Here is a 25,937-nt window from a genome sequence, read left to right on the forward strand (position 1 = left end):
CAGGCCGGTCGATTAACCGGCGATCTCTGCCATACGTTGCCACAATGCGTAGTAAACCCGCCCGGATTTCTGCTCGCGGTGCAGGCGCCAGTTGCCTGGCAAGCCGAGGGACGACGGCGCGTTCTCGCTTTCGGTGTAGATCCAGGCCTCGTTGGCCAGCCACTGACGCTCTTCCAGCAGCGTGCAGACGCTTGGCAGCAGGTTCTGGTTAAACGGCGGGTCGAGGAACACCAGGTCGTAGGCCGTGGCTGTCTGGGTTTCCAGGTAGCGCAGGGCATCGGCTGTCTGAATCTGGCCGGTAGTGCAGCGCAGTGTGCCCAGATGCTCCTTGATGCTGGCGACCGCGATGTTGCTGGCATCCAGCGCCTGGCCCATGGCCGCGCCACGGGACAGGGCTTCCAGAAACAGTGCGCCGCTGCCGGCGAACGGGTCCAGCACCTTGGCGCCCGCAACATAAGGCGCGAGCCAGTTGAACAGGGTTTCACGCACCCGGTCTGGCGTCGGGCGCAAGCCCGGGGCATCAGGGAAGCTCAGCTTTCGGCTGCCCCATTCGCCGCCAATGATGCGCAGTTGATTCACGCCGTTATGGACGTTGTGAACAGGTTTTTTAGGACGCGTGGCCATTAATGCTCCGGAACCCCGAGCGGCTGCTCGGCAGGTTTATCAGATGGGGCCGGTAACGGCTTTTGTGGCACGGTCGGGCCAGCGCTGACGATGACCATTTTGTCCGTGCTCAAGTGTTTGTTCAGTGCGGTTTTGACCTGCTCGACGGTCAGGCTCTGGGACTCACGCATGAAATCATCCAGATAACTGAGCGGCAGGTTGTAGAACCCCATGGCGCCCAATTGGCCGACGATATCGGCGTTACTGGCGGTGGACAGCGGGAAGCTGCCGGCCAGTTCACGCTTGGCGTCATCGAGTTCTTTTTGCGTCGGGCCGGTTTTAAGGTAGTCGGCCAGCACGTCCTGTACCAGTTTCAGCGTGCCTTCGCTCATTTCGGCGCGAGTCTGCAGGTTGATCATGAACGGGCCGCGCGCCTGCATCGGGGTGAAACCCGAGTACACGCCGTACGCCAGTCCGCGTTTCTCGCGCACTTCGCTCATCAGGCGGGTGCCGAAACCACCGCCGCCGAGGATCTGGTTGCCCATGGACAGTGCGGCGTAGTCCGGATCATCACGGTCGATGCCCAGTTGCGCAAGCATCAGGTTGGTTTGCTTGGACGGGAACTCGATGTGGCCGACGCTGGCTTTGGGGGCTTCCGGCTGCGCGATCTTCGTCAGTGCCGGGCCTTTTGGCAGCGCGCTGGAGACCTGCGCGGCAATCGCCTCCGCCTCGGCGCGGGACAGGTCACCGACCAGCGCAATCACCACGTTGCCAGCCGCATAGGCTTTCTCGTGGAACGCCTTCAACTGAGCTTGGGTGATCGCTGGAACGGATTTCGCCGTACCGTCACTGGCATGGGCGTAAGGGTGATCACCGTACAAACGGTTCATCAGCTCCAGGCTCGCCAGTTTGCCGGGGTTTTGCTTCTGGTATTCGAAGCCGGCGAGCATCTGGTTCTTGATGCGTGCGAAGGAGTCGGCCGGGAAGGTCGGTTTGCCAATGACTTCAGAGAACAACTTCAGGGCCGGTTCACGCTTGTCCACGGCACTGAGGCTACGCAATGAAACCAGTGCCATGTCTTTGAATGCACCGTTGCCAAAGTCAGCGCCCAGGCCTTCGAAGCCCTCAGCGATGGCGCCGGCATCTTTGCCGGCCACACCTTCGTTGAGCATCGCGTTGGTCAACGTGGCGAGGCCCGCTGCATCGCCGTCCTGGCTGCTGCCAGCGGCGAAGATCAGGCGCATGTCGAACATCGGCAGCTCGCGGGCTTCGACGAACATAACCTTGGCGCCTTCGGCGGTGTTCCAGGTCTGTACGTCAAGGGCGCGGTGGCTCGGTGCCTTGCCGTCGAGTTCCGCCAGCGATTGCAGCTTCTGACTGGACTTGGCTTTGTCCAGTGCTTCGCTGGCTTTGGACTCATTGCTTTTGGAAAGGTAAAAGGCAGCGGAGCCGATCAGTGCGACAGTGACCAGGCCGATCAGGGCCAGACGTGGTTTTTTACGCTCACTCATGAGTCGTCTCCAGTGGCAGTACATGGGCGACGCTGAGACGTTCGCGGGTGAAATACAGCTTGGCGGCTTTCTGGATGTCTTGCGGCGTTACGCTTTCCAGGTCGGCCAGTTCGGTGTCCATCAGCTTCCACGACAGGCCGACAGTTTCCAGTTGGCCGATGGAAGTGGCCTGGCTGGTGATCGAGTCGCGCTCGAAGACCAGTCCGGCAATCACCTGAGCCCGTACGCGTTCCAGCTCTTCGGCGGACGGTGCGGTGGTTTTCAACTGTTCGAGCAGCTTCCACAGACCGGCTTCAGCCTGGGCCATGGTTTTCTTTTTCTGGGTGTTGGGTGAAGCCGACAAGGTGAACAGACTGTCGCCGCGGGTGTAGGCGTCGTAGCTCGACGAACCGCCAGACACCAACTCTTCGCCGCGTTCCAGTTGCGTCGGGATACGACCGCTGTAGCCGCCGTCCAGCAGGGCCGAGATCAGGCGCAAGGCGTTTACCGAGCGTTTGTCTTCGGCGGTGGCGATGCTCGGCACGTTGAAGCCCAGCATCAGGCTCGGCAATTGGGTTTGCACATGCAGGGTGATCAGGCGTTCGCCGGGTTCGGCCAGTTCCAGGGGGATTTTCGCCGGGGGTACATCGCGTTTGGCGATGGGACCAAAATAACGCTGGGCCAAGACTTTGACCTCGTCCGGGGTTACGTCACCGACCACCACCAGCGTGGCGTTGTTCGGCACGTACCAGGATTGGTACCAGTGGCGCAGATCTTCAACTTTCATGCGGTCCAGGTCGACCATCCAGCCGATGGTCGGCGTGTGGTAGCCGCTGGCCGGGTAAGCCATCGCCTTGAAGCGTTCGTAGGCCTTGGACGTCGGCTTGTCGTCGGTGCGCAGGCGACGTTCTTCTTTAATGACCTCGATTTCGCGGGCGAACTCGTCACTCGGCAGACGCAGGCTGGCCATGCGGTCTGCTTCCAGCTCGAAGGCCACGCCCAGACGATCGCGGGCCAGCACTTGATAGTAAGCCGTGAAGTCGTCGCTGGTGAACGCGTTCTCTTCAGCGCCGAGGTCGCGCAGGATCAGCGAGGCTTCACCGGGGCCGACTTTCTCGCTGCCCTTGAACATCATGTGCTCGAGGGCATGGGAAAGACCGGTCTGCCCCGGTGTTTCGTAGCTGGAACCGACCTTGTACCAGACCTGGGAAACCACCACCGGCGCACGATGGTCTTCGCGCACGATAACTTTCAGGCCGTTATCGAGAGTGAATTCGTGGGTGGGTTGTGGATCGGCAGCGAAGGCTGACAGTGGCAGGCAAACTGTGCTGAGCAGCAGGCCAGCAGCGCGGCGGGCTAGAGCATTCATTCTTTTTTAAACCTGTTGGGCTGCCTGCTTGGTCTTAGCGTCAGCGGGCGAGAGGGTGCTAGGATACTGATCCGTTTTACTGGCGGCCACGCCTATCAGGCCTTTGATCGGTCAGCAGGTTGTTTGGGTTTGCGACGCAAGCTTTGAGTTTGATAGCTAAACTCTGTGTTTTCGCCGACGATGCCGTTCCAGTCCTTCGAATTAGTCGACCTTTGAGGTGCGTTTTTCACCTCGACAAAATGTTGCGCGTGAACAAGCTGGATCAATCGCAGTCTGTTCTGCATCGAATATTTATTTGCCGGGGCGCCCTTGGGCGCGCCGCTACTGTGAGATAGCCGTCCTCCATGTTTGGTTCCAACGACGACAAGAAAGCCCCAGCTGCGGCTGGCGAGAAGAAAAGCCTGTTCGGATGGCTGCGCAAAAAGCCGCAGGAACCCGTCGTCGAACAGCCACAGCCACTTCCTGAGCCCACGCCGGCACCGGTTATAGAAGAAGCGCTCGCGCCGACTGTCTTGCCCATCGTCGAACCGGTGCTGCAACCGGTGGTCGAGCCTGATCTCGTTGCCGAAGTCGTTACCCAAGCGTCCCTGACACCGATTGCCGAACCCTGGCTGACGCTGCCGGTGGCCGAAGAGCCAGTGGCACTCGTTGAAGATGAATTGGCGCCACACATTACGCCGCCGATTCCTGCTCCGGCCGTGTTTGCGCCTGGGCCCGTTCAGGTTCCGGTGGTTGAACCGGTTGTAGCACCAGTCGTTGTGGCTGCGCCTGAGCCGGTTGTTGCGCCAGTCGTCGTGGCTGCGCCTGAACCGGTTGTAGCACCAGTTGTAGTGGCCGAGCCTGAGCCGGTTGTTGCAGAGCCTGTGGTTCCTGCTTTCATTGCTCCGGTTGCTCCGGTTGCTCCGGTTGCTCCGGTTGCTCCGGTTGCTCCGGTAGTGCAGGCACCTGCACCGGTCGTCGCTCCCGTTGAAACGCCCGTCGAGTCGCCGCGTACAGAAGAATCCAAAGCCGGTTTCTTCGCCCGCCTAAAGCAAGGCCTGTCCAAGACCAGCGCCAGCATCGGCGAAGGCATGGCCAGCTTGTTTCTGGGCAGAAAGGCCATCGATGACGAGCTGCTCGAAGACCTCGAAACCCGTCTGCTGACCGCCGACGTTGGCGTCGAAGCCACGTCGGTGATCATCCAGCGCCTGACCCAAAAGGTCGCACGCAAGGAGCTGGCCGACTCCGATGCACTGTACAAGTCTCTGCAAGCCGAGCTGGCCGCCATGCTCAAACCTGTCGAGCAACCGCTGAAAATCACCTCGCAGAACAAGCCGTTCGTGATTCTGGTGGTGGGCGTCAACGGCGCCGGCAAGACCACCACCATCGGTAAACTGGCGAAGAAGCTGCAGCTTGAAGGCAAGAAAGTCATGCTCGCGGCCGGTGACACCTTCCGCGCCGCAGCGGTCGAGCAATTGCAGGTCTGGGGCGAACGCAACAAGATCCCGGTCATCGCCCAGCACACCGGCGCCGACTCGGCATCGGTTATCTTTGATGCCGTTCAGGCGGCCAAGGCCCGCGGCATTGATGTACTGATCGCCGACACCGCCGGTCGACTGCACACCAAAGACAATTTGATGGAAGAACTGAAAAAAGTTCGCCGGGTCATCGGCAAGCTTGACGCCGACGCGCCGCACGAAGTGCTGTTGGTGCTCGATGCCGGCACCGGCCAGAACGCCATCAACCAGGCCAAACAATTCAACCAGACCGTCGCACTGACTGGCCTGGCGCTGACCAAGCTCGACGGCACCGCCAAGGGTGGGGTGATTTTTGCCCTGGCCAAGCAGTTTGGCCTGCCGATCCGCTATATCGGCGTCGGTGAAGGCATCGACGATTTGCGTACCTTTGAAGCAGAACCCTTTGTCCAGGCACTGTTTGCCGAGCGGGAGCGTGCATGATTCGTTTCGAACAGGTCGGTAAACGCTACCCGAACGGTCACGTCGGCTTGCATGAGCTGAGCTTTCGAGTCCGTCGGGGCGAATTCTTGTTTGTAACCGGCCATTCCGGCGCCGGTAAAAGCACCTTGTTGCGTCTATTGCTGGCGATGGAGCGTCCGACCACTGGAAAATTGCTGTTGGCCGGCCAGGACCTCGCCACCATCAGCAGCGCGCAGATTCCTTATCTTCGCCGGCAGATCGGCGTGGTTTTCCAGAATCACCAATTGCTGTTTGATCGCACGGTGTTCAACAACGTCGCGCTGCCCTTGCAGATCCTTGGCCTGTCGAAGGCCGAGATCGTCAAGCGCGTGGATTCGGCCCTGGAGCGCGTGGCGCTGTCGGACAAAACCGATTTGTACCCCGGCGACCTGTCCACCGGTCAGCAACAGCGCGTCGGCATTGCCCGCGCCATCGTTCATCGGCCGGCCTTGCTGCTGGCGGATGAGCCGACCGGTAACCTCGATCCGCGTCTGGCCGCCGAAATCATGGGCGTATTCGAAGACATCAATCGCTTGGGTACCAGTGTGCTGATCGCCAGTCACGACCTGGCGCTGATCGCCCGTATGCGCCACCGCATGCTGACGCTGCAGCGTGGTCGATTGATTGGCGACGGGGAGGCTGCCGAATGAGTGCGACACGCAGCCCCAAAGTTTCCGAACGCGTAGCCCCGAAGGCTGCCGATCCGCAACCGCAAAAGAAAAAACACGACGACGATGACGACGGCCCGGACTTCGCCACGTTGTTCCGCGCCTGGGTCGAAAGCCATCGCGCGAGTCTGCTGGACAGCTTGCGTCGCTTGGGCAAGCAGCCCATAGGCAGCTTTTTCACCTGCATGGTGATGGCCGTTGCTCTGAGTTTGCCGATGGGGCTGTCACTTTTGCTGAGTAACGTCGAGCGGCTGGGCGGTTCCTGGCAGCGTGCGGCGCAAATTTCCCTGTACCTGCAATTGGAAGCCAGCCCCGCTGAGGGCGAGTCGTTGCGCGAGCAGATCAAAGGCATGCCGGGCGTAGCGGATGCGCAATATGTTGGTCGCGATCAGGCTCTGGAAGAGTTTCAGCAGCAGTCCGGCTTGGGCGACGCGCTCAAGGAATTGCCGGAAAACCCGTTGCCTGGCGTGGTTCTGGTGACGCCGAAGGAAGTCGACAAGCCTGCGCTTGAAGCATTAAGACAAAAACTTTCCGAGCTGCCGAAGGTACAACAGGCGCAACTTGATCTAGTCTGGGTCGAGCGTCTGGCCGCCATCCTCAAGCTGGGCGACCGTTTTGTCTTCGGTCTGACCGTGCTGCTGGTTTCTGCATTACTTTTGGTGATAGGTAATACCATTCGTCTTCATATTGAAAACCGCCGCACAGAGATAGAAGTGATTAAACTCGTCGGCGGCACTGACAGCTATGTGCGCAGACCCTTTCTGTATATGGGCGCACTTTATGGCTTCGGTGCGGGGATGCTGTCCTGGGGTGTACTGGCGTTTGGCTTGAACTGGCTGAATGAATCGGTGGTTGGGCTGGCCGGTTTGTACGGCAGTGATTTTGCGCTGGCCGGAGTACCAGCTGCCGACGGTCTGTCTCTCTTGCTTGGCGCGGTGCTGTTGGGGTATATCGGTGCATGGATTGCAGTCGCACGCCACCTGAGGGAGCTTGCGCCTAAGTAGTATCATTTTGCTCGTATTGACCTTTCAGCGTTTATGGGAACTTGTCTTTCGGTTTCCGGTCAATTTTCGCAGTGCTGAACTGCACGAGTTTGTAAGTGGGAGGTTTTTTCGTATGACCAATTCTTTGCAACCTGCATATGCTCTGGTCCCGGGTGCGAACCTGGAGGCCTATGTGCACACCGTGAACAGCATTCCATTGCTGACGCTGGAGCAGGAGCGTGAACTGGCCGAGAGTCTCTATTATGAGCAGGATTTGGGGGCGGCTCGGCAGATGGTGCTCGCCCACCTGCGTTTTGTCGTACATATCGCCCGTAGCTATTCCGGCTACGGTCTGGCTCAGGCTGACCTGATTCAGGAAGGCAACGTCGGCCTGATGAAGGCGGTCAAGCGCTTCAACCCGGAAATGGGTGTGCGTCTGGTTTCGTTCGCGGTGCACTGGATCAAGGCGGAAATCCATGAGTTCATCCTGCGCAACTGGCGCATCGTGAAAGTCGCGACCACCAAGGCTCAGCGCAAGTTGTTCTTCAACCTGCGCAGCCAGAAGAAGCGTCTGGCCTGGTTGAATAACGAGGAAGTCCACCGTGTGGCGGAAAGCCTCGGCGTAGAGCCGCGGGAAGTCCGTGAGATGGAAAGTCGCCTGACTGGCCATGACATGGCCTTCGACCCGGCCGCGGAAGCGGACGACGACAGTGCTTTCCAGTCGCCAGCCAACTATCTGGAAGACCACCGGTACGACCCGGCCCGTCAACTGGAAGATGCTGACTGGAGCGACAACTCCAACCACAACCTGCACGAAGCACTGGAAGTGCTGGACGACCGCAGCCGTGACATCCTTTATCAGCGCTGGTTGGCTGAAGAGAAAGCCACGCTGCACGACCTGGCGCAGAAGTACAACGTGTCGGCCGAGCGTATCCGTCAGCTCGAGAAGAGCGCGATGAACAAGCTCAAGTTGTCGATTGCGGCATAACCTGCGAACCGGCAATAAAAAACGCCCCGATCATTGATCGGGGCGTTTTTGTGTGTGCCCAATATTTTTGCCACACCACAGCCCCCTGTAGGGGCGTCGAGTTATTGAGACCAAGGTGCCCGGCGCGAATCATTGAGGCCAACCAGATAACTGTCACCACCCAACTGACTCATCTGCCGCCGAATCCAGCCTGCACGTCGTGCGACGTAGTTGGTCGGATGGCTCGCGCTCCACACTCGCGGGTTGGGCAATACGGCGGCCAGCAAGCTCGATTGCTGACGACTAAGGCTTTTAGCGCTCACACCAAAGTGATGCCGTGCCGCAGCCTCTGCCCCAAACACGCCGTCATCCCACTCGACGCTGTTGAGATACACCTCAAGAATCCGCTGTTTGGGCCAGAACACTTCGATCAATCCGGTAAACCAGGCTTCCAGGCCTTTGCGCAACCAACTGCGGCCAGACCACAGGAACAGATTTTTCGACACTTGCTGGCTCAGCGTGCTGGCACCGCGAATCGAACCGCCCAGTTCGTTATGAGCCAGTGCCGCCTGAATCGCGCCGAAGTCAAAGCCCCAGTGTTCAGGGAATTTCTGATCCTCACCGGCAATCACCGCGACTTTCAGGTCATCGGAGATTTCATCCCATGGCTTCCAGGTCCGTTGCAGGTCAATCGGCTCGCCGTCGAACCAGGATTCGATCTTGCGTTCGACCATCAACGCCGTTCCCGGCGGCGGCACCACGCGAAAAATCAGCACCAGCAATACGCTGCCACCCGCGAACCAGAGCACGGCCTTTGTGAATCGTCGCAAAAATATACGCAGCATAGAGATGGCTTGGCCGAACCCGTTGAGCGGGCCATTATACAGACCCTGTTGATCGAGTCTGACTGGAGTTCTTCATGCTGCGTGGCTTTTTGATGCTGGCCGCTTTCTTCGGTTTCACCGGCGTTGCCTTGGGCGCGTTCGCCGCACATGGCCTGAAAAACCGTCTGACCCCCGAGTACCTGGCGATTTTCCACACCGGCGTCACCTACCATCTGGTGCACACCCTGGCATTGCTGGGCGTAGCGTTGCTCGCCACGCAGATTCCGGGGCGTTTGATCACCTGGGCCGGCGCCTCGTTTGCGATTGGCATCCTGCTGTTTTCCGGCAGTCTGTACCTGCTGACCCTGACCGGCGTCAGCAAGCTGGGGATCGTCACGCCCTTCGGCGGGCTCGCATTCCTGGTGGGCTGGGTGTGCCTGGGGCTTGCCGCTTGGCGGTTGAGCTGACCGGGTGGTCCATTTCATGACGAATGGCTTGGGTCGCCAAGACTGATCGGGCTAGAATGCCAGCCCCTAAAAATGATGGCGGCATTCGGTATGCGCATTCAGTTGAACGGCGAATCCCTTGAACTGCCCGACGGTGAAACCGTTGCGGCCCTGCTGACCCGTCTGGAACTGACCGGACGCCGGGTGGCGGTTGAACTCAATCTGGATATCGTCCCGCGCAGTCAGCATGCCGACACCACGCTGAACGACGGCGACAGCGTCGAAGTGGTTCACGCCATCGGCGGCGGCTAGCCGTGCATCCCGCCAGGGCTCAGAATTCTGCAAGAACCTCACCCCTACAGAGGATTTCCCATGAGCATCGTTCGTAGCGACAAGCCCTTCGTCCTGGCCGGTCGTACTTACCAGTCGCGTTTGCTGGTAGGCACCGGCAAGTACCGCGACATGGAAGAAACCCGCCTGGCTATCGAAGCCTCGGGTGCCGAGATCGTCACGTTCGCGGTGCGCCGCACCAACCTCGGCCAGAACCCGGGCGAACCGAACCTGCTCGAAGTCCTGTCGCCGGATCGCTACACCTTCCTGCCTAACACCGCTGGTTGCTTCGATGCTACCGAGGCTGTGCGCACCTGCCGCCTGGCCCGTGAGCTGCTCGGCGGCCACAATCTGGTGAAGCTGGAAGTGCTGGCCGACCAGAAAACCCTGTTTCCCAACGTGATCGAAACCCTCAAGGCCGCCGAAGTGCTGGTCAAGGAAGGTTTCGATGTGATGGTCTACACCAGCGATGACCCGATCATTGCCCGTCAACTGGCGGAAATCGGCTGCATTGCGGTCATGCCGCTGGCCGGCCTGATCGGCACGGGCCTGGGGATCTGCAACCCGTACAACCTGCAGATCATCCTCGAAGAAGCCAAGATTCCTGTGCTGGTGGATGCCGGTGTCGGCACCGCTTCCGATGCCACCATCGCCATGGAACTGGGCTGCGAAGCGGTGCTGATGAACTCGGCCATCGCCCATGCCCAGCAGCCGGTCATGATGGCTGAAGCCATGAAACACGCCATCGTTGCAGGTCGCCTGGCCTACCTCGCCGGCCGCATGCCGAAAAAACTCTATGCCAGCGCCTCCTCGCCGCTGGATGGTCTGATCAAGTAAGAGCCATTGATGACTGAATCAAACGACACGCCAATCCAGACGGAAGAAGGCGAAGAACGCCAACACCGCCGCATCAAGAGTTTTGTGATGCGCGCCGGGCGCATGACTGAAGGCCAGCAAAAAGGTCTGGAGCAGGGCACGCCGCTGTTCGTGCTGCCGTTGGCCGACGCGCCGGTGGACTTCGATCAGGTGTTCGGCCGTTCGGCGCCGCGCTCGCTGGAAATCGGTTTCGGCATGGGCCATTCGCTGCTGGAAATGGCCGCGGCCTCGCCGGAACAGGATTTCATTGGCGTGGAAGTTCACCGTCCAGGTGTTGGCGCGCTGCTCAATGGCGTGCTGACACAGGGCCTGACTAACCTGCGGGTTTATGATTGCGACGCGATTGAAGTGCTCAATCGCTGCATCGCCGACAACAGCCTCGATCGCCTGATGCTGTTTTTCCCGGACCCGTGGCACAAGAGCCGTCACCACAAGCGCCGTATCGTTCAGGCGTCATTCGCCGAATTGGTGCGCAGCAAGTTGAAGGTCGGCGGTGTGCTGCACATGGCCACCGACTGGGAACCGTACGCCGCGTACATGCTGGAAGTGATGAACGTCGCCCCGGGCTATCGCAACCTTGCCGAAGACGGCAAGTGCGTCCCGCGTCCGACCGAACGCCCGATCACCAAGTTCGAACGCCGCGGCGAACGTCTTGGGCATGGCGTGTGGGACCTGAAGTTCGAAAAACAGTCCTGAGCTTAAAATCTGTAGGAGCCGAGCTTGCTCGCGATGAGGCCATAACATTCAACATGTATGCTGACTGTTAAACCGCCATCGCGAGCAAGCTCGGCTCCTACAGTTGTTTTGGGTGTAGCCAAAGTTCAGCGGCGGTCGGCGACGACACCGATGAGCACCAGCACCACTAACAACACCGGAGCAAGGCTGTAGTTGTTGAACTGACCCAGGCCTTTGACGATCCACGGCGTGGCGTAGATCAACGCGGCGCCGCTGCCGATCAAGCACAGCAGGGCCATCAGCGGGACGCGCAGGGCGCCGGCAATGCTGCCCAGGCGTTGCTCGACCCAGCCTTTGAAATCCGAACCGAACAGCACCAGCAGGCAGCCCACCAAGGCCAGGGCGATTTCCGATAAGTTGCTGCGGCTCCAGCGGGACACCGTGGCGAGCAGGTCGAGTATCAAATCCATTCGTTTTCCCTTAGGGCTGAAATCAGCTCAGAAATTTTTGCAGCAAGTCATTGAGAAACAGCTGTCCGCGCTCGGTGGCCGCCAGACGTGACGGTTCGACCTGCAACAAGCCACTTTGTTCGGCTTCGCGGCGGTGTTCGGCGAGGCTTTCCAGGCTCAGCCCGGTGCGTTCTGGATAGAGCCGCGATTCGACACCCTCGGTCAGGCGCAGCGCGTTCATCAAAAACTCGAACGGCATCTCATCGTTGGTCAGTGCTTTCTCACCCGCCTTGAAGCTTTTGGCCGGGTTGAGGTAATCCTTCGGCAAACGCGTCTTCCAGGTACGCACGATGCGCCCGTCCGGATGGCTGAGTTTGCCGTGGGCGCCGGCGCCAATGCCGATGAAGTCGCCGAAGCTCCAGTAATTGAGGTTGTGCCGCGCCGGGCGACCGGGCTGGGCGTAAGCCGAGACTTCGTATTGCGCGTAACCGTGTTCGGCCAGCAGCGCCTGCCCCGCTTCCTGAATGTCCCACAACGTGTCGTCTTCCGGCAGCGTCGGCGGCTGGTTCCAGAACACCGTGTTCGGCTCCAGCGTCAGCTGATACCAAGACAGATGGGTCGGCTTCAAGGCGATGGCCTGGCGCAGGTCGCTCAGCGCATCGTCCAGCGACTGGTCGGGCAAACCGTGCATCAAGTCCAGATTGAAGTTATCGAACCCGGCCAGACGCGCCATGCCGGCGGCACGCACTGCTTCGTCACCGTTGTGAATCCGCCCCAATGCCTTGAGTTTTTCTTCCTGAAAGCTCTGGATTCCGATCGACAGGCGATTGATACCCAAGGCGCGATAAGCAACAAACTTCTCTTGCTCGAACGTCCCCGGATTGGCTTCCAGGGTGATTTCGATGTCGCTGGCAAACGGAATGCGCTGTTCAACACCTTTGAGCAAACGGCCCAAGGCTTCGGCGCTGAACAGGCTTGGTGTGCCTCCGCCAAAGAAAATCGAACTCAGCTCACGGCCATACACCGCGTGCAGGTCCTGATCGAGGTCGGCCAGTAGTGCGTCGACGTACTCCTCTTCCGGCAGCACCGGGCTGGCGGTGTGGGAGTTGAAGTCGCAATAAGGGCATTTGCGCACACACCACGGGATGTGGATGTACAACGCCAAGGGCGGCAACACGGGCAGTGCCGCCCGTGGCGATTGGGCGTCGCCGCCGAAGATCAGCGGTGACGCGGATGAGTCGTGAGTCATTTCAAGCCCAGACGCTGGCGCAGCAGATCCATTGCACGGGCGCGGTGGCTGATGAGGTTCTTGTCGCTCGGGCTCAGTTCGGCGCTGGAGCAATCGCGCTCCGGTACCCAGAACAGCGGATCGTAACCAAACCCGTGTTCGCCACTGACGGCAGGCAGGATACGCCCGTGCCACAGGCCTTCGCAGAGGATCGGTAGCGGATCGTCGGCGTGACGGACCAGTGCCAGGACGCAGACGAACTGCGCGCCGCGCTCGGTTTCTGGTACGTCTTTCAAGGCGTCGAGCAACTTGGCGTTGTTCGCCGCATCGCCCTGACCATCCGCATAACGAGCCGAATAGATCCCTGGCGCACCGCCGAGGAAATCCACCGCCAGCCCGGAATCGTCAGCCAGCGCCGGCAAGCCGGAAATGCGCGCAGCATTGCGGGCCTTGAGGATGGCATTTTCGACGAACGACAGGCCGGTTTCTTCAGGCTCGACAGTGCTGAACTCGCCGATCGAGCGCAGTTGCACCGAGTTGCCGAGCATGGCCTGGAGTTCCTTGAGTTTGCCGGCGTTATGGCTGGCCAGTACGAGCTGTGTAAAGTTGATCATTGGCCGGGGAAGAGCTCTTGGTTGAAATTGATGGTGTTGATTTTGTCACCGATCTGCACCTTTATGTCGAAGGTGCGGATTTCCGGCTGGTCCACCGGGTATTGGGCGATGTAGTAAATCGCGCCCTGATCGGTGATCTGTCTGAAGTTCAGCGGCACGCTTTGGCTGGTCAGGTCTTTGACCGTGCCGGTCACCGATGCCATCAATGGTTTGCCTTCTTTGATCACAGACACATTGATTACGCCCTGATTCTTGCTGCGAATCAGCTCGTTCGTTTTGGCGATGTCCGGTGTCAGGTACGTCGAGTTGAAGGTGTTGTAGTACACCTTCACGTCACCAAATGTTTGTTCGCGCTTGGGATTGATCGCGTCAGCGGCAAAAGCGGTGACGCTCAGGCAGGCAGTGAGTAAAAACAGCGCTAGACGAACCATGATCGTTCTCCTCGAAATGTGGCGGGTCAGACCGCGACCTTGTGGTCTGCAAGTCCTGGGCTGCTGACGCGGTAAATACCGATCTCGCCTAACAGATTAGGCCATAGCTTGCTGGCCCACCCGTGCCGATGCTGTTGATCCACGGCCAGCCGATCAATGACCTTGGCTTCACGTTCGCGGCACAAGGCTTCAAAGTCCGCAAAAGTGCAGAAGTGGATGTTCGGCGTGTTGTACCAGGTGTACGGCAGGAACTCGGAAACCGGCATCCGGCCCTTGCTCGCCAGGTACCAGCGGCAGCGCCAGTGACCGAAGTTGGGGAAGGTGATGATGCATTGGCGGCCGACCCGCAACATTTCTTCGAGGATCTTGTCCGGGTAGTGCACCGCTTGCAGTGCCTGGGTCATGACCACGACGTCGAAGCTGTTGCTGGCAAAGTTGCCCAGGCCCTTGTCCAGGTCCTGCTCGATGACGTTGATGCCCTTGGCCACGCACTCGGCAATGTTGTCCGGGTCGTTTTCCAGGCCATAGCCGGTCACTTGCTTGTTGTCGCGCAGCCAGGTCAGCAGTTCACCATCACCGCAGCCGAGGTCAAGCACGCGGCTGCCGGCGGGGATCCATTCCTGGATGATTTCCAGATCAGCTCTCATGGCTTTCTCACAACGTAATGCGGTTCATGTAATTGCTGAACGCCTGCAAGTAACGCGGGATCGGAATCAGGAAGGCGTCATGGCCTTGCGGAGCATCGATCTCGAGGTAGCAGACGTCTTTCTTGGCGGCCATCAACGCGTCCACCAATTCCCGCGAACGGGCAGGGGAGAAGCGCCAGTCGGTGGTGAAAGACATCACGCAGAACTTGGCTTGAGCGTTGGCGAAGGTTTTCGCCAGGTCGTCGTCGAAGTTCGCTGCCGGGTCGAAGTAGTCCAGCGCTTTGGTCATCAGCAAATAAGTGTTGGCGTCGAACCGCCCGGAGAACTCTTCGCCCTGATAGCGCAGGTAGCTTTCGACCTGGAACTCGACGCTGTGGAAGTCGTAGTTGAGCTTTTCGCTTTTGAGGCCCCGGCCGAATTTTTCGCCCATCGAGTCATCGGACAGGTAGGTGATGTGCCCGACCATCCGCGCCAGCATCAAGCCGCGCTTGGGGATCACGCCCGCTTCCTGGAACGAACCGCCGTGAAACTCGGGGTCGGTGAGGATGGCCTGGCGTGCCACTTCGTTGAAGGCGATGTTCTGCGCCGACAGCTTGGGGGCCGAGGCGATGGCCAGGCAATGCCGAATGCGCTCCGGGTAGGTGATGCTCCATTGCATCGCCTGCATGCCCCCGAGGCTGCCGCCAATCACCGCTGCCCATTGGCTGATGCCGATGCGGTCGGCCAGACGCGCCTGGCTGTGCACCCAGTCTTCCACGGTCAACACCGGGAAATCGGCGCCGAACGGCTTGCCGGTGTCCGGGTTGATGCTGCTTGGGCCAGTAGAGCCGTTACAACCGCCGAGATTGTTCAGGCTGACCACGAAGAATTTGTTGGTGTCGATCGGTTTGCCGGGGCCGATGCAACTGTCCCACCAACCGGGTTTACGGTCGTCGGGGCTGTGAAAACCGGCAGCGTGATGGTGACCGGACAGCGCGTGGCAAATCAGCACGGCGTTGCTCGCCGTGGCGTTCAGCGTGCCGTAGGTTTCGTAGATCAAGTCATACGCTGGAAGCGAACGCCCGCAGGCCAGGGCCAGGGCTTCGCTGAAGTGCGCCACTTGCGGCGTCACCAGACCAACAGAATCGGGGGGAAAGGCAGTTGGCATCGACCCTGCTCTCGTTGAAATGAGGCGTAAGTCTAAAGACCGGTGGGGTTAGCGGCAAGCAAAGGGCGGGCCTGATTTCATTCAGACAGACCGAGGTGCGGCCATCGCGGGCAAGCCCTGCTCCTACAGGGGAATGCATGCCTCTGTGGGAGCGTGGCTTGCCCGCGATGAACGATGACGCGGTCAGCCTGCGGGACGCACCAGATCAGGCAACTCCGGCAGCTTCTTGGGCGAACAAATCCGCACTCGTTTCTGCCGGTTCAACTCACCGCTGATCAAACTGACCTGGCTCTTGGACACCCCAAAGGCCTTGGCCAGAAACGCCATCAGATACGCATTGGCCTTGCCTTCAACCGGCGGCGCGGTCAGGCGGATCTTCAGGCGATCCCCGTGCAGCCCGCAGAAATCATCACTGCGGGCCGCCGGTTGCAGGTGACACTCCAGAATCAGGTCGTCACCGTCCCAGCGAAAGTAGCTCATCAGATCAAGCCGAGCAGCCCTGGCTGCATGCCGGCGAAGTACGCAAGGCGCGGGATCAGCCAGCTTTGCAGCAGCTGGATCACGATGAACGCAAAGATCGGCGAAATGTCGAGACCGCCCAGGTTCGGGATGATCCGGCGGAACGGCGCGAGTACCGGTTCAGTAATCTGCGCGACCAGCTCGGCGCCCGGATTGTGGCTGCCGGGGGCGACCCAGGACAGAATCACACTGATGATCATCGCGTAGAACAGAATGTTCAAAAACAGCGAGAACAGCGCGATCAGTGCCCAAGGCACCAGTAGCACGAAGTCGACCATGAAGCCTTTGAGCGCCAGGATGACCACGATCAGCACCATCTGCAGGATCAGCGCCAGCACCAGCGACGACATGTCCAGCCCGAACATGCTCGGGATGACCCGGCGCAGTGGCTTGAGCAGCGGTTGCGTGGCTTTGACGATGAACTGACAGAGCGGGTTGTAAAAATTCGCCCGAACCAGTTGCAGGATGAAGCGCATCAGTACGATCAGCAGGTACAGGCTGCCAAGGGTTTTAATGATGAAAATGGCAGCGTCATTGAGTCCGAGCATCTTTGATTCCTTTGTAAGAGCTGATTAGCGACCGAGTTGCTCAGCCATCTCGGCCGAGCGATGCGCGGCAGCGCCGAGTGCTGTTTCGACCAGGGCTTCGAAGCCACCGGCCTGGAACGACTTGATCGCGGCTTCCGTGGTGCCCGCAGGCGACGTTACACGACGACGCAGTTCGGCGGCATCGACATCGCTGGCGACCGCCATGTGTGCGGCGCCCAGCGCGGTTTGCAGGGTCAGTTGTGCGGCGATGTCCGCCGGCAGGCCGAGTTTCACGCCGGCGGCGGTCATGGCTTCGATCAGCAGGAAAAAGTACGCCGGCCCTGAGCCGGACACTGCGGTGACCGCGTCCAGTTGCTGCTCTTCGTTCAGCCACAGCGCAATGCCGACGGCGGACAGCAGCTCTTGCGCCTGTTGGCGCTGCTCGGCGTTCACTTCGGCGGTGGCATACAAACCGCTCACGCCCTGACGCAGCAGCGCCGGGGTGTTGGGCATGCAGCGCACGATCGGCTGGGCGCCGAGCCAGTTGTTCATGCTGGCGCAGGTGATGCCTGCGGCAATCGACACCACCAGTTGATTCGGCTTCAGGCTCGGGCGAATCGCTTCGCACACAGCTTTCATCGCCTGGGGTTTGACCGCCAATACGACGACGTTGGCATCCTGGATGGCGTCGGCGTTGTCGGCGAAGACTTCGATGCCATGTTCGGCTGCCACTTTGGTGCGGGTTTCAACGCCCGGATCGCTGGCGCGGATTTGCGAGGCGTCCAGACCTTTGGCGCGCAGGCCGCCGATCAGGCTGGCGGCCATGTTGCCGGCACCGATAAAGGCAATACGAGTTTTGCTCATGTCAGGTCCTTATAAAGAGAGGTGTCAGCCATTGTTTATGGTTGACCGTAGTCGCGGGCACCAAACAGGGCCGTACCGATTCGGACCCATGTAGCGCCTTGGGCGATGGCCGACTCAAGGTCGTGGCTCATGCCCATGGAAAGTGTGTCGAGCGGCAGGTTCAGGCTGGCTTGCAGGCTTTGCACGGCAGCAAAAGCGGCATCCTGTTCGGCGCGATCATCCGTCGGCTCGGGAATCGCCATCAATCCGCGCAACGTGAGGCGTGGCAATTCGCTGATGGCATTGGCCAGGGCCGGCAGGTCGGCCGGGGTGCAGCCGGATTTGCTGGCTTCACCGCTGACGTTGACCTGGATGCAGATGTTCAGGGGCGGCAAATCGGCTGGTCGTTGTTCGGACAGGCGTTGTGCGATTTTCAACCGATCCACGGAGTGCACCCAGGCGAAGTGCTCGGCGATAGCGCGAGTCTTGTTCGATTGAATGGGGCCGATGAAGTGCCAGATCAAGGGCAGGTCGGCCAATTCGAGCTGTTTGCCCAAGGCCTCCTGCAGGTAGTTCTCGCCAAAATCGCGCAAGTCGGCGGCGTACGCTTCACGCAGGGCCTCGGCGGGTTTGGTCTTGCTTACGGCCAGCAGCTGAACGCTGTGCTCATCGCGCTGGGCGGCCAGGGCGGCGGCACGGATGCGTGAACTTACCTGAGCAATGTTGTCTGCTATCGTGGACATTCAATGTGCGCCAGCGGTCTGAAGGTTCGCGGCATTCTACTGGAATTGAGGGGCGCTATGGATATCACTGAGCTGCTGGCTTTCAGCGCTAAACAGGGCGCGTCCGACCTGCACTTGTCCGCCGGCCTGCCCCCGATGATCCGCGTCGATGGCGATGTGCGACGCATCAACGTGCCGGCCCTGGACCACAAACAGGTACAAGCGCTGATCTACGACATCATGAACGACACCCAGCGGGTGGACTTCGAGAAACACCTGGAAACCGATTTCTCCTTTGAAGTGCCCGGTGTGGCGCGTTTCCGGGTTAACGCCTTTAACCAGAATCGTGGCGCAGGCGCCGTGTTCCGGACCATTCCATCGAAGGTCCTGAGCATGGATGACCTCGGTATGGGTGAGGTGTTTCGCAAGATTACCGAGGCGCCGCGCGGGCTGGTGCTGGTGACCGGCCCGACCGGCTCCGGCAAGTCCACCACCCTGGCAGCGATGATCGATTACCTGAACAACCATCGCCATCACCACATCCTCACGATCGAAGACCCGATCGAATTCGTCCACGAATCGCGCAAATGCCTGATCAACCAGCGCGAAGTCCATCGCGATACGCGCAGCTTTGCGACGGCCTTGCGCTCGGCGCTGCGTGAAGACCCGGACGTGATTCTGGTGGGGGAGATGCGTGACCTGGAGACCATTCGCCTGGCGCTGACCGCCGCCGAGACCGGGCATCTGGTGTTCGGCACGCTGCACACCACGTCAGCGGCGAAAACCATCGACCGGGTGGTGGATGTGTTTCCGGGGGATGAAAAGTCGATGGTACGTTCGATGCTGTCCGAGTCGCTACTGGCGGTGGTGTCGCAGACACTGGTGAAAAAGATCGGCGGCGGGCGGATTGCGGCGCACGAGATCATGCTCGGGACATCGGCGATTCGTAACCTGATCCGCGAAGACAAGGTCGCGCAGATGTACTCGTCGATTCAGACCGGTGGGAACCTGGGGATGCAGACGCTGGATATGTGCTTGAAGGAATTGGTGGCCAAGGGCTTGATCAGTCGCGAGCATGCGCGGGAGAAAGCGCGGTCGCCGGATAATTTTTGACGGGGATGTTGATTGATCGTTCCCACGCTCCGCGTGGGAATGCCTCAATGGACGCTCTGCGTCCGCTGTTGGGACGCGGAGCGTCCCGGGCTGCGTTCCCACGCAGAGCGTGGGAACGATCAACAAATATCAGGTACTTAAATCAGCGCTGAGCGACGCGCATCTGGTTCGGCTCTTTAGGCAGAACCCGCTTGGCAACCACGTAATGTTTTTCCCAGTACGGCTTTTTCAGCGTATCGATGCTCACCGACTTGCCACGACGTGGTGCGTGGATGAAGCGGTCGTTGCCCAGGTAGATGGCAACGTGATTGACCCGACGGCTCTTGATGTTGAAGAAAATCAGGTCGCCCGGTTTCAGGTCGTCGCGATCGATTTTCTCGCCATGACCGCTGGCCATGGCATTGGAGGTGCGCGGCAGGTCAAACGTGGTGTCGTTGAACGCATATTTCACCAGGCCACTACAGTCGAACCCTTTACTTGGGCTACTGCCGCCCCAACGATAAGGAGTACCGAGGACGTTTACGGCGCGGCTCAGCACGTTGCTGCTTTCCTTGCTCGCCATTGGCGGTACAAGTTTGCTGTTGTCGCTCAGCTGGGTCGAATCTTGTGCAGTTTTTTTGTTTTTGCTGGAGGGAGCAGAAACATGGGATTTTGGGGTGTAACCATTAACGTTTGGAAGACGTTGCTCACGATTGGTGGCGTGGGCGGCCAGTGGCATCAAAAGGCAAATGGTTAGCCATGTCTTGAAAAATGGACGCATTAGGCAGGGCTCGAATGGGTGAACGCGCAACTTTATAACAGCTTTTTTTGCCCTTCCGAGGCCGTTGGTCGATTCAACATGGTGGCCATTGGAACCAAACAAGCGGCAGATTGCCGCAATTGTCGGACAGAAGTCAGGCGCTATAAGGCTTTGACGGGAGCCACGGTAGCATTTGCCATACGTCGGCAGCCTGTAAAAAAGTCACAAAGATTTAAACAATATTTATCTATCGTGTGAGTCGAGGTCCTTAATGAACAGCTATCAACAGTCCGCCGCACATCACGATACGCACAGCAAAGTGATTGGTTATTTGCTGTGGATTTTCGGTTTTACCGGCGCTCACCGCTTCTATTACGGCAAACCGGTGACTGGGACGATCTGGTTCTTCACCTTTGGCTTGCTGGGGATTGGCTGGCTGATCGACCTGTTTCTGATCCCGGCAATGGACCGTGAAGCAGACCTTCGGTTCACCGCGGGGCCGATCGAATACAACGTGGCGTGGATTCTGCTGACGTTTCTAGGGGTGTTCGGCGTACACCGGATGTATCAGGGGAAGTGGATCAGCGGGTTGCTGTACCTGGTGACGGGCGGGTTGTTCTTTGTCGGGGTGTTGTATGACTTCTGGACGTTGAATGACCAGGTATCCGTGCGCAACGCCCAGAACAGAGGCGCCTTCCAGTAAGCCATCGCTGGCAAGCCATGCTCCTGCAGGGTGTTCATACACAATCCTGTAGGAGCAAAGCTTGCTCGCGATTGTAGCGACGCGGTATTACGCCTGGTGGCTAATCCGCCCATCCACCAAGGTGTAACGCACCACACCCGGCAGGGTATGCCCAATAAACGGACAGTTCTCACCCTTGGACAGCCAGTTCTCACCGGCCACAGTCGAAGCCGCCGGGTCGAACAGCACGATGTCCGCCGGCCCACCCACCGCCAGCTTGCCGGCCGGCAAACGCAGCGCCTCGGCAGGTCCTGCGCTCAAACGCGCCAGCAACGTCGGCAGATCCAGCAAACCATCCTCCACCAGCGTCATCGCCAGCGGCAGCAGCAATTCAACGCTGCTGATGCCGGGTTCAGTGGCGCCGAAAGGTGCCAGTTTGGCATCCCGCTCGTGCGGTTGGTGATGGCTGGAGATGGCCGAGATCACCCCCGATTTCACCGCCGCACGCAGGCCGTCGCGGTCGGCGCGTGTGCGCAGCGGCGGCTGGACGTGGTAGAGGCTGCTGAAGTCGATCAAGGCTTCATCGGTCAGGATCAGCTGATACAACGCCACATCGGCGGTCACCGGCAGCCCACGGGCCTGGGCCTGAGCGATCAGGGCCACACCGCGAGCGCTGGTGAGTTGGCTGAAGTGCGCACGCACTCCGCTCTGCTCGACCAGCAGCAGGTCCCGGGCCAGGGCCACGGTTTCAGCGGTTTCCGGAATGCCCGGCAAGCCAAGGAAGCTGGCAGTCGGGCCTTCGTGGGCTAAACCACCTTCGGCCAGATCATGGTCCTGCGAGTTGAATATCACCGTCAGGTCGAACGTCGCCGCGTATTCCAGCGCCCGGCACAGGGTGCGGGTGTTGCGGAAGCTCTCCAGGCCGTTGCCGAAGGCCACGCAGCCGGCATCGCGCAACGCGACCAGTTCAGCCAGCTGTTCGCCGTCCAGGCCTTTGCTCAGGGCGCCAATCGGGAACACTTTGGTGTTGCCGGCTTCGCGAGCACGGTCGAGGATCAGTTCGGCCACGGCCGAGGTGTCCAGCACCGGTTTGGTTTTCGGCGGGCAGCACAGGCTGGTGACGCCACCGGCTGCGGCGGCGCGGGTTTCACTGATGATCGAGCCTTTGCGGCTGTAGCCCGGCTCGCGCAGGGCGACGTTCAGGTCAACCAGCCCAGGGGCGGCCACCAGACCTTGGGCGTCGAGGGTGTCGACGGCGACAAAACCGGCTGGAGCGGCGCCCAGGGCGACGATCTTGCAGGCTTCAATGTGGATGTCAGTCACTTTATCCAGCCCCGTGGCTGGATCAATCACGCGGGCGCCGAGAATACTGAGCTTCACTGGGCGTTCTCCTGCTCGAATTGGCCTTGCTCGAATTGACGTTGCGCAGTCTGCCCGCTCATGGCCATGGACAGCACGGCCATACGAATTGCAATACCGTAGGTGACCTGGTTGAGGATCACCGAGTGCGGACCGTCGGCCACCGCCGACTCAATTTCCACCCCGCGGTTGATCGGCCCCGGGTGCATGACGATGCAATCCGGCTTGGCCCCGGCCAGGCGTGCGGTGGTCAGGCCGAACAGGCGGTAGAACTCGCCTTCGCTTGGCAGCAGGCCGCCGGTCATGCGCTCGCGTTGCAGGCGCAGCATGATCACCACGTCGACGTCTTTCAGGCCTTCGGTCATGTCGGTGTAAACCTTCACGCCGTATTGCTCGATGCCGATCGGCAGCAGGGTTTTCGGCGCGATCACGCGGATGTCCGGGCAACCGAGGGTTTTCAGTGCCAGCATGTTTGAGCGCGCCACCCGCGAGTGCAGGATGTCGCCGACGATGGCTACCGAGAGGTTTTCGAAACCGCCCTTGTGTCGACGGATGGTCAGCATGTCGAGCATGCCCTGCGTCGGGTGCGCGTGACGGCCGTCGCCGCCATTGATGATCGCTACTTGCGGGCACACATGCTCGGCGATGAAGTGCGCGGCACCGGAGTCACCGTGGCGCACGACAAACATGTCGGCGGCCATGGCTTCGAGGTTGCGAAGGGTGTCGAGCAGGGTTTCGCCCTTGCTGGCCGACGAGGTCGACACGTTCAGGGTGATCACGTCCGCCGACAACCGCTGGGCCGCCAGTTCAAAGGTGGTGCGGGTGCGGGTGGAGTTTTCGAAGAACACATTGCACACGGTCTTGCCGCGCAGCAACGGGACTTTCTTCACCGCCCGGGCGCCGACTTCGAGGAACGAGTCGGCGGTGTCGAGGATTTCCGTCAACAGCTCGCGGCGCAAACCGTCGAGCGAGAGGAAGTGGCGCAGCTGGCCCTGATCATTGAGCTGCAGCGGGCGCTTGGTATCTAGAGGCGTCATCGCGAGGGGACTCTCAATAGGGCGGATTAAAGGGCGAGGTCTTGCAATTCAAGCTTGAGCTCGGGGCCAGACAGTTTCACCCGCTCGTGGGCGGCCAGCGACAGCGTCGCGCCCACCACGTTCGGGCGGATCGGCAACTCGCTGGCGTCCAGGTCCAGCAGGCAGACCAGGGTTACGCTGGCCGGGCGGCCGTAGTCGAAGAGTTCGTTCAGGGCCGCGCGGATGGTCCGACCGCTCATGAGCACGTCGTCGATCAGTACCAGATGCTGGCCTTCGATTTCGAACGGTAGCGCAGACGGGCGAACCTGCGGGTGCAAGCCGCTCTGGCTGAAATCGTCGCGGTAGAAGGAAACATCCAGGGTGCCGAGCGGCGAGTCGCTGCCCAGTTCCTTGAGCAAGGCCTGGGCGACCCAGACGCCGCCGGTACGAATACCGATATAACGCGGTTCGCTGATGCCTCGTTTGGCCAGATGGGCGTCAAGCCGGATCGCCATCTGGCTGATCAGTTCGGCGGGATTGGGCAGGCTCATGATTGCTCCTTCTTGGGCCCGAGCCGATGCTGCTTGAGGGGTGGCTCGGGTTGTCGCTATAAAGAGTCGCTGGCAGCGGCTCTTGAGGATTCGTTGCTTCAGGACTCGAACAGTGCGGTGTTTTCGTCGAGCCAGCCTTGCAGCAGCAGGGCGGCGGCGATGGCGTCCACCGGGTTGTCGCGGTAACTGCCTTTTTGCCCGCCGCGATCACGTCGCTCGCCTTTGGCTTCAAACGTGGTCAGGCGTTCATCATGGGTATAGAAGGGCAGGTTGTAACGACCATTCAGGCGGCGGGCGAACTTTTCCGCGCGCAGGCACATGTCGCTCGGGGTGCCGTCCATGTTCAAGGGCAGGCCGACCACCACGGCGTCGGGTTTCCACTCTTTAATCAGGGCTTCGACCTGATTCCAGTCGGGAACGCCGTTCTGGGCCTTCAAGGTGCACAACTCGCGAGCCTGGCCGGTAATCACCTGGCCGACCGCGACGCCGATCTGTTTGGTGCCGTAGTCGAAACCCAAAATCAGGCGCAGGGCCATCAGGCGTGCCCCGCCTGGCTGGTGAGCAGGCTGAGGTTGACACCCAAATGCTTGGCCGCCGCTTCCAGGCGCAGCTCGCTGCTGGTGTTGAACAGGATGTCGGCGTCGAACGGGCAGGTCAGCCAGGCGTTCTGGGCCAGTTCGGCATCCAGCTGCCCGGCTTCCCAGCCCGCGTAGCCCAAGGCGATCAGGCTTTTCGCCGGACCCACGCCGTCGGCGATGGCGAACAGCACGTCCTGAGAAGTAGACAAGGACAGCTCGTCTTCCAGATCAGCGGTCGCCTGATAGCTCTGCCCTTTGGGGTGCAGGACAAAGCCGCGATCGGTCTGCACCGGACCGCCCATGAAAATCGGCACATGCTGGCACAGCGCTGGCGGCTCGATATCCGGGCGCAGTTGCTCAAGGATGTCGGCCAGACTCAGGTCTAGCGGGCGGTTGATCACCAGCCCCATGGCACCATTGGCCGTGTGCTCGACAATGTAGGTCAAGGTGTGCGCAAAGTTCGGGTCGGCCATGTGAGGCATGGCGATCAGGAATTGATGCTTGAGGTAGCTGGGGTCGACGTTTTTCATGAGCGATAGTGTGGCGTTGGAGGGGCGAACTGACAAGCTGGGGAATGGATGTTTGCGTGAGATTGATCTCCTGTAGGAGCTGGCTTGCCAGCGAAAGCGCTGTCGAAAACGCCTTCGCTGGCAAGCCAGCTCCTACAGGTCATATACCAGTCAGTTGCTGGAGAGTCTGTCCCCGCGCGCAAACCTCCACGTGCGGATGATTTCCAGGCGGTCGATGTCCGAAAGATCGCCGGTAAATGGCGCAAACGGTGCCGCGAGCCTCACGATCCGCTGCGCCGCCTGGTCCAGCAGCGGTTGCCCGGACGACTCCAGCACCAGCACTTCATAGAGCGAGCCATCGCTGTTGATCGAAACCATTAACCGCAAATTGCCGTAAATCTGTTTGCGTCGGGCTTCGTCTGGGTAATTGAGGTTGCCGATGCGCTCGACCTTCTTGCGCCATTCGTCCTTATACCAGGCGCCTTTGTCGCGCATGGTCGACGCCGCGCTCAAGCGGTGGATGCGCGGGCGTTTGGCGTACAACTGTTGTTCGTTGGCCAGTTCCGCTTCGAGGCTGGCGATGTCGCTGGACAGCTGGGAACTGTCGAAAGTCGGTGCAGCCACCGCGGGTTTGGTTTGCGGTTTGACCTCTTCATTCTTCGCTGCGGCTTTTTTCGGCTTCGGCGCGACTGTGGTCACGGCAGCCTTGGGTGCGGCTTCCTGAACTTCAGGCTTGGCGGCGGGCGGTGGCGTGACTTTTTGCACCTTGTTGTCCTGGAAGGGCGCAACCTCGGTGGTCTTGGGAATGGCCATTTTATCCAGGGTGCCGCTACCCTGCTGATTTTCCTGGGCAAGGAAATCGGCTTTTTCGGGCTTCTTTTCGCTTTTGAAGGTGGCGAGGGTGATTTCCAGGGTTTTGCTGATTTGTTTGGGTTCGACCATCGTAAAGCCGACGCCCAACAGCAACGCCAAGTGAATCAACGCCGCAAGAAACAGGGTAAAACCGAGGCGATCGGCCGGGCGCACGCCACGATGGGCGAGTTCAACGGGCAGATCGGACGGGAGGGTCATGACAAA

The 25,937-nt window shown here is 60.1% G+C and carries 31 protein-coding genes; 10 read left to right on the forward strand and 21 right to left on the reverse strand.

Going from position 1 to position 25,937, the window contains the following annotated elements; all coding sequences use genetic code 11:
• Positions 1-12 precede the first annotated feature (12 nt).
• Genes rsmD through KGB06_RS17980 form a run of 3 tightly spaced genes read right to left on the reverse strand, consistent with a single transcriptional unit; the run spans position 13 to position 3,462 of the window.
• Positions 13-624 carry a 16S rRNA (guanine(966)-N(2))-methyltransferase RsmD gene (rsmD, locus tag KGB06_RS17970; RefSeq protein ID WP_140664229.1) on the reverse strand — a complete coding sequence of 204 codons (612 nt, stop codon included), beginning with the start codon at positions 622-624 and terminating at the stop codon, positions 13-15.
• Complete coding sequence (locus KGB06_RS17975) at positions 624-2,114, reverse strand: M16 family metallopeptidase (protein ID WP_223517991.1); 1,491 nt, start codon at positions 2,112-2,114, stop codon at positions 624-626. The genes rsmD and KGB06_RS17975 overlap by 1 nt, the downstream gene beginning before the upstream one ends.
• On the reverse strand, positions 2,107-3,462 hold the full coding sequence (locus tag KGB06_RS17980; RefSeq protein ID WP_223517993.1) for a M16 family metallopeptidase: 1,356 nt from the start codon (positions 3,460-3,462) through the stop codon (positions 2,107-2,109). The genes KGB06_RS17975 and KGB06_RS17980 overlap by 8 nt, the downstream gene beginning before the upstream one ends.
• A gap of 344 nt (positions 3,463-3,806) precedes the next feature.
• Between KGB06_RS17980 and ftsY the strand changes: the two genes are divergently transcribed.
• The 4 genes from ftsY to rpoH all read left to right on the forward strand — a co-directional run bounded on the left by ftsY (position 3,807) and on the right by rpoH (position 8,056).
• Positions 3,807-5,399: a signal recognition particle-docking protein FtsY gene (ftsY, locus tag KGB06_RS17985; RefSeq protein WP_223517996.1), complete on the forward strand. Its 1,593-nt coding sequence runs from the start codon at positions 3,807-3,809 to the stop codon at positions 5,397-5,399.
• The gene (gene ftsE / locus KGB06_RS17990; RefSeq protein WP_007945516.1) at positions 5,396-6,067 is read left to right on the forward strand and encodes a cell division ATP-binding protein FtsE; all 672 of its coding nucleotides are present in this window, start codon (positions 5,396-5,398) and stop codon (positions 6,065-6,067) included. The genes ftsY and ftsE overlap by 4 nt, the downstream gene beginning before the upstream one ends.
• On the forward strand, positions 6,064-7,089 hold the full coding sequence (gene ftsX / locus KGB06_RS17995; RefSeq protein ID WP_223517999.1) for a permease-like cell division protein FtsX: 1,026 nt from the start codon (positions 6,064-6,066) through the stop codon (positions 7,087-7,089). Before ftsE ends, ftsX begins: the two co-directional genes overlap by 4 nt.
• A gap of 112 nt (positions 7,090-7,201) precedes the next feature.
• Positions 7,202-8,056: an RNA polymerase sigma factor RpoH gene (rpoH, locus tag KGB06_RS18000; RefSeq protein ID WP_223518001.1), complete on the forward strand. Its 855-nt coding sequence runs from the start codon at positions 7,202-7,204 to the stop codon at positions 8,054-8,056.
• Between the two features lie 101 nt (positions 8,057-8,157).
• Here the strand turns inward: rpoH and mtgA are convergent, their stop codons facing one another.
• Positions 8,158-8,880, reverse strand: coding sequence for a monofunctional biosynthetic peptidoglycan transglycosylase (mtgA, locus tag KGB06_RS18005; RefSeq protein ID WP_223518003.1), 723 nt, complete (start codon positions 8,878-8,880; stop codon positions 8,158-8,160).
• A gap of 74 nt (positions 8,881-8,954) precedes the next feature.
• Here mtgA and KGB06_RS18010 point away from each other — a divergent pair, with 74 nt between their 5' ends.
• The 4 genes from KGB06_RS18010 to trmB all read left to right on the forward strand — a co-directional run bounded on the left by KGB06_RS18010 (position 8,955) and on the right by trmB (position 11,207).
• Positions 8,955-9,326 (forward strand): DUF423 domain-containing protein, encoded by a 372-nt coding sequence (locus KGB06_RS18010; protein WP_223518005.1) that lies wholly within the window; start codon positions 8,955-8,957, stop codon positions 9,324-9,326.
• A 90-nt stretch (positions 9,327-9,416) separates the two neighbouring features.
• The gene (gene thiS / locus KGB06_RS18015; RefSeq protein WP_008026157.1) at positions 9,417-9,617 is read left to right on the forward strand and encodes a sulfur carrier protein ThiS; all 201 of its coding nucleotides are present in this window, start codon (positions 9,417-9,419) and stop codon (positions 9,615-9,617) included.
• A 60-nt stretch (positions 9,618-9,677) separates the two neighbouring features.
• Positions 9,678-10,472, forward strand: a complete 795-nt coding sequence (locus KGB06_RS18020; protein WP_150767690.1) for a thiazole synthase — start codon at positions 9,678-9,680, stop codon at positions 10,470-10,472.
• 9 nt (positions 10,473-10,481) lie between these two features.
• Positions 10,482-11,207, forward strand: a complete 726-nt coding sequence (gene trmB, locus KGB06_RS18025; RefSeq protein WP_223518008.1) for a tRNA (guanosine(46)-N7)-methyltransferase TrmB — start codon at positions 10,482-10,484, stop codon at positions 11,205-11,207.
• 125 nt (positions 11,208-11,332) lie between these two features.
• On the opposite strand, the gene KGB06_RS18030 is transcribed toward trmB, so the two are convergent.
• The 10 genes from KGB06_RS18030 to KGB06_RS18075 all read right to left on the reverse strand — a co-directional run bounded on the left by KGB06_RS18030 (position 11,333) and on the right by KGB06_RS18075 (position 18,334).
• On the reverse strand, positions 11,333-11,656 hold the full coding sequence (locus tag KGB06_RS18030) for a DUF3392 domain-containing protein (protein WP_007945509.1): 324 nt from the start codon (positions 11,654-11,656) through the stop codon (positions 11,333-11,335).
• Between the two features lie 22 nt (positions 11,657-11,678).
• Positions 11,679-12,884 carry a radical SAM family heme chaperone HemW gene (gene hemW, locus KGB06_RS18035; RefSeq protein WP_223518011.1) on the reverse strand — a complete coding sequence of 402 codons (1,206 nt, stop codon included), beginning with the start codon at positions 12,882-12,884 and terminating at the stop codon, positions 11,679-11,681.
• On the reverse strand, positions 12,881-13,477 hold the full coding sequence (gene rdgB, locus KGB06_RS18040) for an RdgB/HAM1 family non-canonical purine NTP pyrophosphatase (RefSeq protein ID WP_223518014.1): 597 nt from the start codon (positions 13,475-13,477) through the stop codon (positions 12,881-12,883). Before rdgB ends, hemW begins: the two co-directional genes overlap by 4 nt.
• Positions 13,474-13,908, reverse strand: a complete 435-nt coding sequence (locus KGB06_RS18045; RefSeq protein WP_223518017.1) for a DUF4426 domain-containing protein — start codon at positions 13,906-13,908, stop codon at positions 13,474-13,476. The genes rdgB and KGB06_RS18045 overlap by 4 nt, the downstream gene beginning before the upstream one ends.
• 26 nt (positions 13,909-13,934) lie before the next feature.
• Positions 13,935-14,555, reverse strand: coding sequence for a methionine biosynthesis protein MetW (gene metW / locus KGB06_RS18050; RefSeq protein WP_223518019.1), 621 nt, complete (start codon positions 14,553-14,555; stop codon positions 13,935-13,937).
• Between the two features lie 7 nt (positions 14,556-14,562).
• Complete coding sequence (gene metX / locus KGB06_RS18055; RefSeq protein WP_223518021.1) at positions 14,563-15,702, reverse strand: homoserine O-succinyltransferase MetX; 1,140 nt, start codon at positions 15,700-15,702, stop codon at positions 14,563-14,565.
• Positions 15,703-15,885: 183 nt separating this feature from the next.
• Complete coding sequence (locus tag KGB06_RS18060; protein WP_149659730.1) at positions 15,886-16,182, reverse strand: DUF167 domain-containing protein; 297 nt, start codon at positions 16,180-16,182, stop codon at positions 15,886-15,888.
• Positions 16,182-16,769, reverse strand: a complete 588-nt coding sequence (locus tag KGB06_RS18065; protein WP_223518023.1) for a YggT family protein — start codon at positions 16,767-16,769, stop codon at positions 16,182-16,184. The genes KGB06_RS18060 and KGB06_RS18065 overlap by 1 nt, the downstream gene beginning before the upstream one ends.
• Positions 16,770-16,793: 24 nt before the next feature.
• Positions 16,794-17,612, reverse strand: a complete 819-nt coding sequence (gene proC / locus KGB06_RS18070) for a pyrroline-5-carboxylate reductase (protein ID WP_223518026.1) — start codon at positions 17,610-17,612, stop codon at positions 16,794-16,796.
• 35 nt (positions 17,613-17,647) lie between these two features.
• On the reverse strand, positions 17,648-18,334 hold the full coding sequence (locus tag KGB06_RS18075; RefSeq protein ID WP_223518046.1) for a YggS family pyridoxal phosphate-dependent enzyme: 687 nt from the start codon (positions 18,332-18,334) through the stop codon (positions 17,648-17,650).
• A gap of 57 nt (positions 18,335-18,391) precedes the next feature.
• Between KGB06_RS18075 and KGB06_RS18080 the strand changes: the two genes are divergently transcribed.
• Positions 18,392-19,426 carry a type IV pilus twitching motility protein PilT gene (locus KGB06_RS18080; RefSeq protein WP_223518047.1) on the forward strand — a complete coding sequence of 345 codons (1,035 nt, stop codon included), beginning with the start codon at positions 18,392-18,394 and terminating at the stop codon, positions 19,424-19,426.
• A gap of 142 nt (positions 19,427-19,568) precedes the next feature.
• Here the strand turns inward: KGB06_RS18080 and KGB06_RS18085 are convergent, their stop codons facing one another.
• Positions 19,569-20,186, reverse strand: coding sequence for a C40 family peptidase (locus tag KGB06_RS18085; protein WP_223518210.1), 618 nt, complete (start codon positions 20,184-20,186; stop codon positions 19,569-19,571).
• Positions 20,187-20,436: 250 nt separating this feature from the next.
• On the opposite strand from KGB06_RS18085, the gene KGB06_RS18090 reads away from it, so the two are divergent.
• A complete protein-coding gene (locus KGB06_RS18090) occupies positions 20,437-20,868 on the forward strand; it encodes an NINE protein (RefSeq protein WP_223518048.1) in 432 nt (143 codons plus the stop codon).
• A gap of 87 nt (positions 20,869-20,955) precedes the next feature.
• On the opposite strand, the gene KGB06_RS18095 is transcribed toward KGB06_RS18090, so the two are convergent.
• From KGB06_RS18095 to KGB06_RS18120, 6 genes are all read right to left on the reverse strand, one after another.
• Positions 20,956-22,227 carry a dihydroorotase gene (locus KGB06_RS18095; RefSeq protein WP_223518050.1) on the reverse strand — a complete coding sequence of 424 codons (1,272 nt, stop codon included), beginning with the start codon at positions 22,225-22,227 and terminating at the stop codon, positions 20,956-20,958.
• Positions 22,224-23,243 carry an aspartate carbamoyltransferase catalytic subunit gene (locus KGB06_RS18100; RefSeq protein ID WP_223518052.1) on the reverse strand — a complete coding sequence of 340 codons (1,020 nt, stop codon included), beginning with the start codon at positions 23,241-23,243 and terminating at the stop codon, positions 22,224-22,226. Before KGB06_RS18100 ends, KGB06_RS18095 begins: the two co-directional genes overlap by 4 nt.
• Before the next feature lie 26 nt (positions 23,244-23,269).
• Positions 23,270-23,773 (reverse strand): bifunctional pyr operon transcriptional regulator/uracil phosphoribosyltransferase PyrR, encoded by a 504-nt coding sequence (pyrR, locus tag KGB06_RS18105; RefSeq protein WP_223518055.1) that lies wholly within the window; start codon positions 23,771-23,773, stop codon positions 23,270-23,272.
• Between the two features lie 98 nt (positions 23,774-23,871).
• Positions 23,872-24,309, reverse strand: coding sequence for a Holliday junction resolvase RuvX (ruvX, locus tag KGB06_RS18110; protein WP_003195067.1), 438 nt, complete (start codon positions 24,307-24,309; stop codon positions 23,872-23,874).
• Positions 24,309-24,881, reverse strand: a complete 573-nt coding sequence (locus KGB06_RS18115) for a YqgE/AlgH family protein (RefSeq protein WP_223518058.1) — start codon at positions 24,879-24,881, stop codon at positions 24,309-24,311. The genes ruvX and KGB06_RS18115 overlap by 1 nt, the downstream gene beginning before the upstream one ends.
• A 150-nt stretch (positions 24,882-25,031) precedes the next feature.
• Entirely contained in the window at positions 25,032-25,931 is a 900-nt protein-coding gene (locus KGB06_RS18120) for an energy transducer TonB (RefSeq protein ID WP_223518059.1), read from the reverse strand.
• Positions 25,932-25,937: the final 6 nt, after the last annotated feature.

It is taken from the genome of Pseudomonas sp. GL-B-19, from assembly GCF_019956415.1.
Taxonomy (GTDB): domain Bacteria; phylum Pseudomonadota; class Gammaproteobacteria; order Pseudomonadales; family Pseudomonadaceae; genus Aquipseudomonas.

Bases quoted from the DNA above. Each gene is read 5' to 3' on its own strand.
- KGB06_RS18090 (WP_223518048.1), top strand. From the start codon at position 20,437: ATGAACAGCTATCAACAGTCCGCCGCACATCACGATACGCACAGCAAA.
- KGB06_RS18100 (WP_223518052.1), bottom strand. From the start codon at position 23,243: ATGACGCCTCTAGATACCAAGCGCCCGCTGCAGCTCAATGATCAGGGC.
- pyrR (WP_223518055.1), bottom strand. From the start codon at position 23,773: ATGAGCCTGCCCAATCCCGCCGAACTGATCAGCCAGATGGCGATCCGG.
- KGB06_RS18120 (WP_223518059.1), bottom strand. From the start codon at position 25,931: ATGACCCTCCCGTCCGATCTGCCCGTTGAACTCGCCCATCGTGGCGTG.
- rdgB (WP_223518014.1), bottom strand. From the start codon at position 13,477: ATGATCAACTTTACACAGCTCGTACTGGCCAGCCATAACGCCGGCAAA.
- KGB06_RS18020 (WP_150767690.1), top strand. From the start codon at position 9,678: ATGAGCATCGTTCGTAGCGACAAGCCCTTCGTCCTGGCCGGTCGTACT.
- ruvX (WP_003195067.1), bottom strand. From the start codon at position 24,309: ATGGCCCTGCGCCTGATTTTGGGTTTCGACTACGGCACCAAACAGATC.
- thiS (WP_008026157.1), top strand. From the start codon at position 9,417: ATGCGCATTCAGTTGAACGGCGAATCCCTTGAACTGCCCGACGGTGAA.
- KGB06_RS18085 (WP_223518210.1), bottom strand. From the start codon at position 20,186: ATGCGTCCATTTTTCAAGACATGGCTAACCATTTGCCTTTTGATGCCA.
- ftsE (WP_007945516.1), top strand. From the start codon at position 5,396: ATGATTCGTTTCGAACAGGTCGGTAAACGCTACCCGAACGGTCACGTC.
- metX (WP_223518021.1), bottom strand. From the start codon at position 15,702: ATGCCAACTGCCTTTCCCCCCGATTCTGTTGGTCTGGTGACGCCGCAA.
- KGB06_RS18045 (WP_223518017.1), bottom strand. From the start codon at position 13,908: ATGGTTCGTCTAGCGCTGTTTTTACTCACTGCCTGCCTGAGCGTCACC.
- KGB06_RS18060 (WP_149659730.1), bottom strand. From the start codon at position 16,182: ATGAGCTACTTTCGCTGGGACGGTGACGACCTGATTCTGGAGTGTCAC.
- KGB06_RS18075 (WP_223518046.1), bottom strand. From the start codon at position 18,334: ATGTCCACGATAGCAGACAACATTGCTCAGGTAAGTTCACGCATCCGT.
- mtgA (WP_223518003.1), bottom strand. From the start codon at position 8,880: ATGCTGCGTATATTTTTGCGACGATTCACAAAGGCCGTGCTCTGGTTC.
- KGB06_RS17975 (WP_223517991.1), bottom strand. From the start codon at position 2,114: ATGAGTGAGCGTAAAAAACCACGTCTGGCCCTGATCGGCCTGGTCACT.
- KGB06_RS17980 (WP_223517993.1), bottom strand. From the start codon at position 3,462: ATGAATGCTCTAGCCCGCCGCGCTGCTGGCCTGCTGCTCAGCACAGTT.
- metW (WP_223518019.1), bottom strand. From the start codon at position 14,555: ATGAGAGCTGATCTGGAAATCATCCAGGAATGGATCCCCGCCGGCAGC.
- trmB (WP_223518008.1), top strand. From the start codon at position 10,482: ATGACTGAATCAAACGACACGCCAATCCAGACGGAAGAAGGCGAAGAA.
- ftsY (WP_223517996.1), top strand. From the start codon at position 3,807: ATGTTTGGTTCCAACGACGACAAGAAAGCCCCAGCTGCGGCTGGCGAG.
- ftsX (WP_223517999.1), top strand. From the start codon at position 6,064: ATGAGTGCGACACGCAGCCCCAAAGTTTCCGAACGCGTAGCCCCGAAG.
- KGB06_RS18080 (WP_223518047.1), top strand. From the start codon at position 18,392: ATGGATATCACTGAGCTGCTGGCTTTCAGCGCTAAACAGGGCGCGTCC.
- proC (WP_223518026.1), bottom strand. From the start codon at position 17,612: ATGAGCAAAACTCGTATTGCCTTTATCGGTGCCGGCAACATGGCCGCC.
- rsmD (WP_140664229.1), bottom strand. From the start codon at position 624: ATGGCCACGCGTCCTAAAAAACCTGTTCACAACGTCCATAACGGCGTG.
- hemW (WP_223518011.1), bottom strand. From the start codon at position 12,884: ATGACTCACGACTCATCCGCGTCACCGCTGATCTTCGGCGGCGACGCC.
- KGB06_RS18065 (WP_223518023.1), bottom strand. From the start codon at position 16,769: ATGCTCGGACTCAATGACGCTGCCATTTTCATCATTAAAACCCTTGGC.
- KGB06_RS18030 (WP_007945509.1), bottom strand. From the start codon at position 11,656: ATGGATTTGATACTCGACCTGCTCGCCACGGTGTCCCGCTGGAGCCGC.
- rpoH (WP_223518001.1), top strand. From the start codon at position 7,202: ATGACCAATTCTTTGCAACCTGCATATGCTCTGGTCCCGGGTGCGAAC.
- KGB06_RS18010 (WP_223518005.1), top strand. From the start codon at position 8,955: ATGCTGCGTGGCTTTTTGATGCTGGCCGCTTTCTTCGGTTTCACCGGC.
- KGB06_RS18115 (WP_223518058.1), bottom strand. From the start codon at position 24,881: ATGAAAAACGTCGACCCCAGCTACCTCAAGCATCAATTCCTGATCGCC.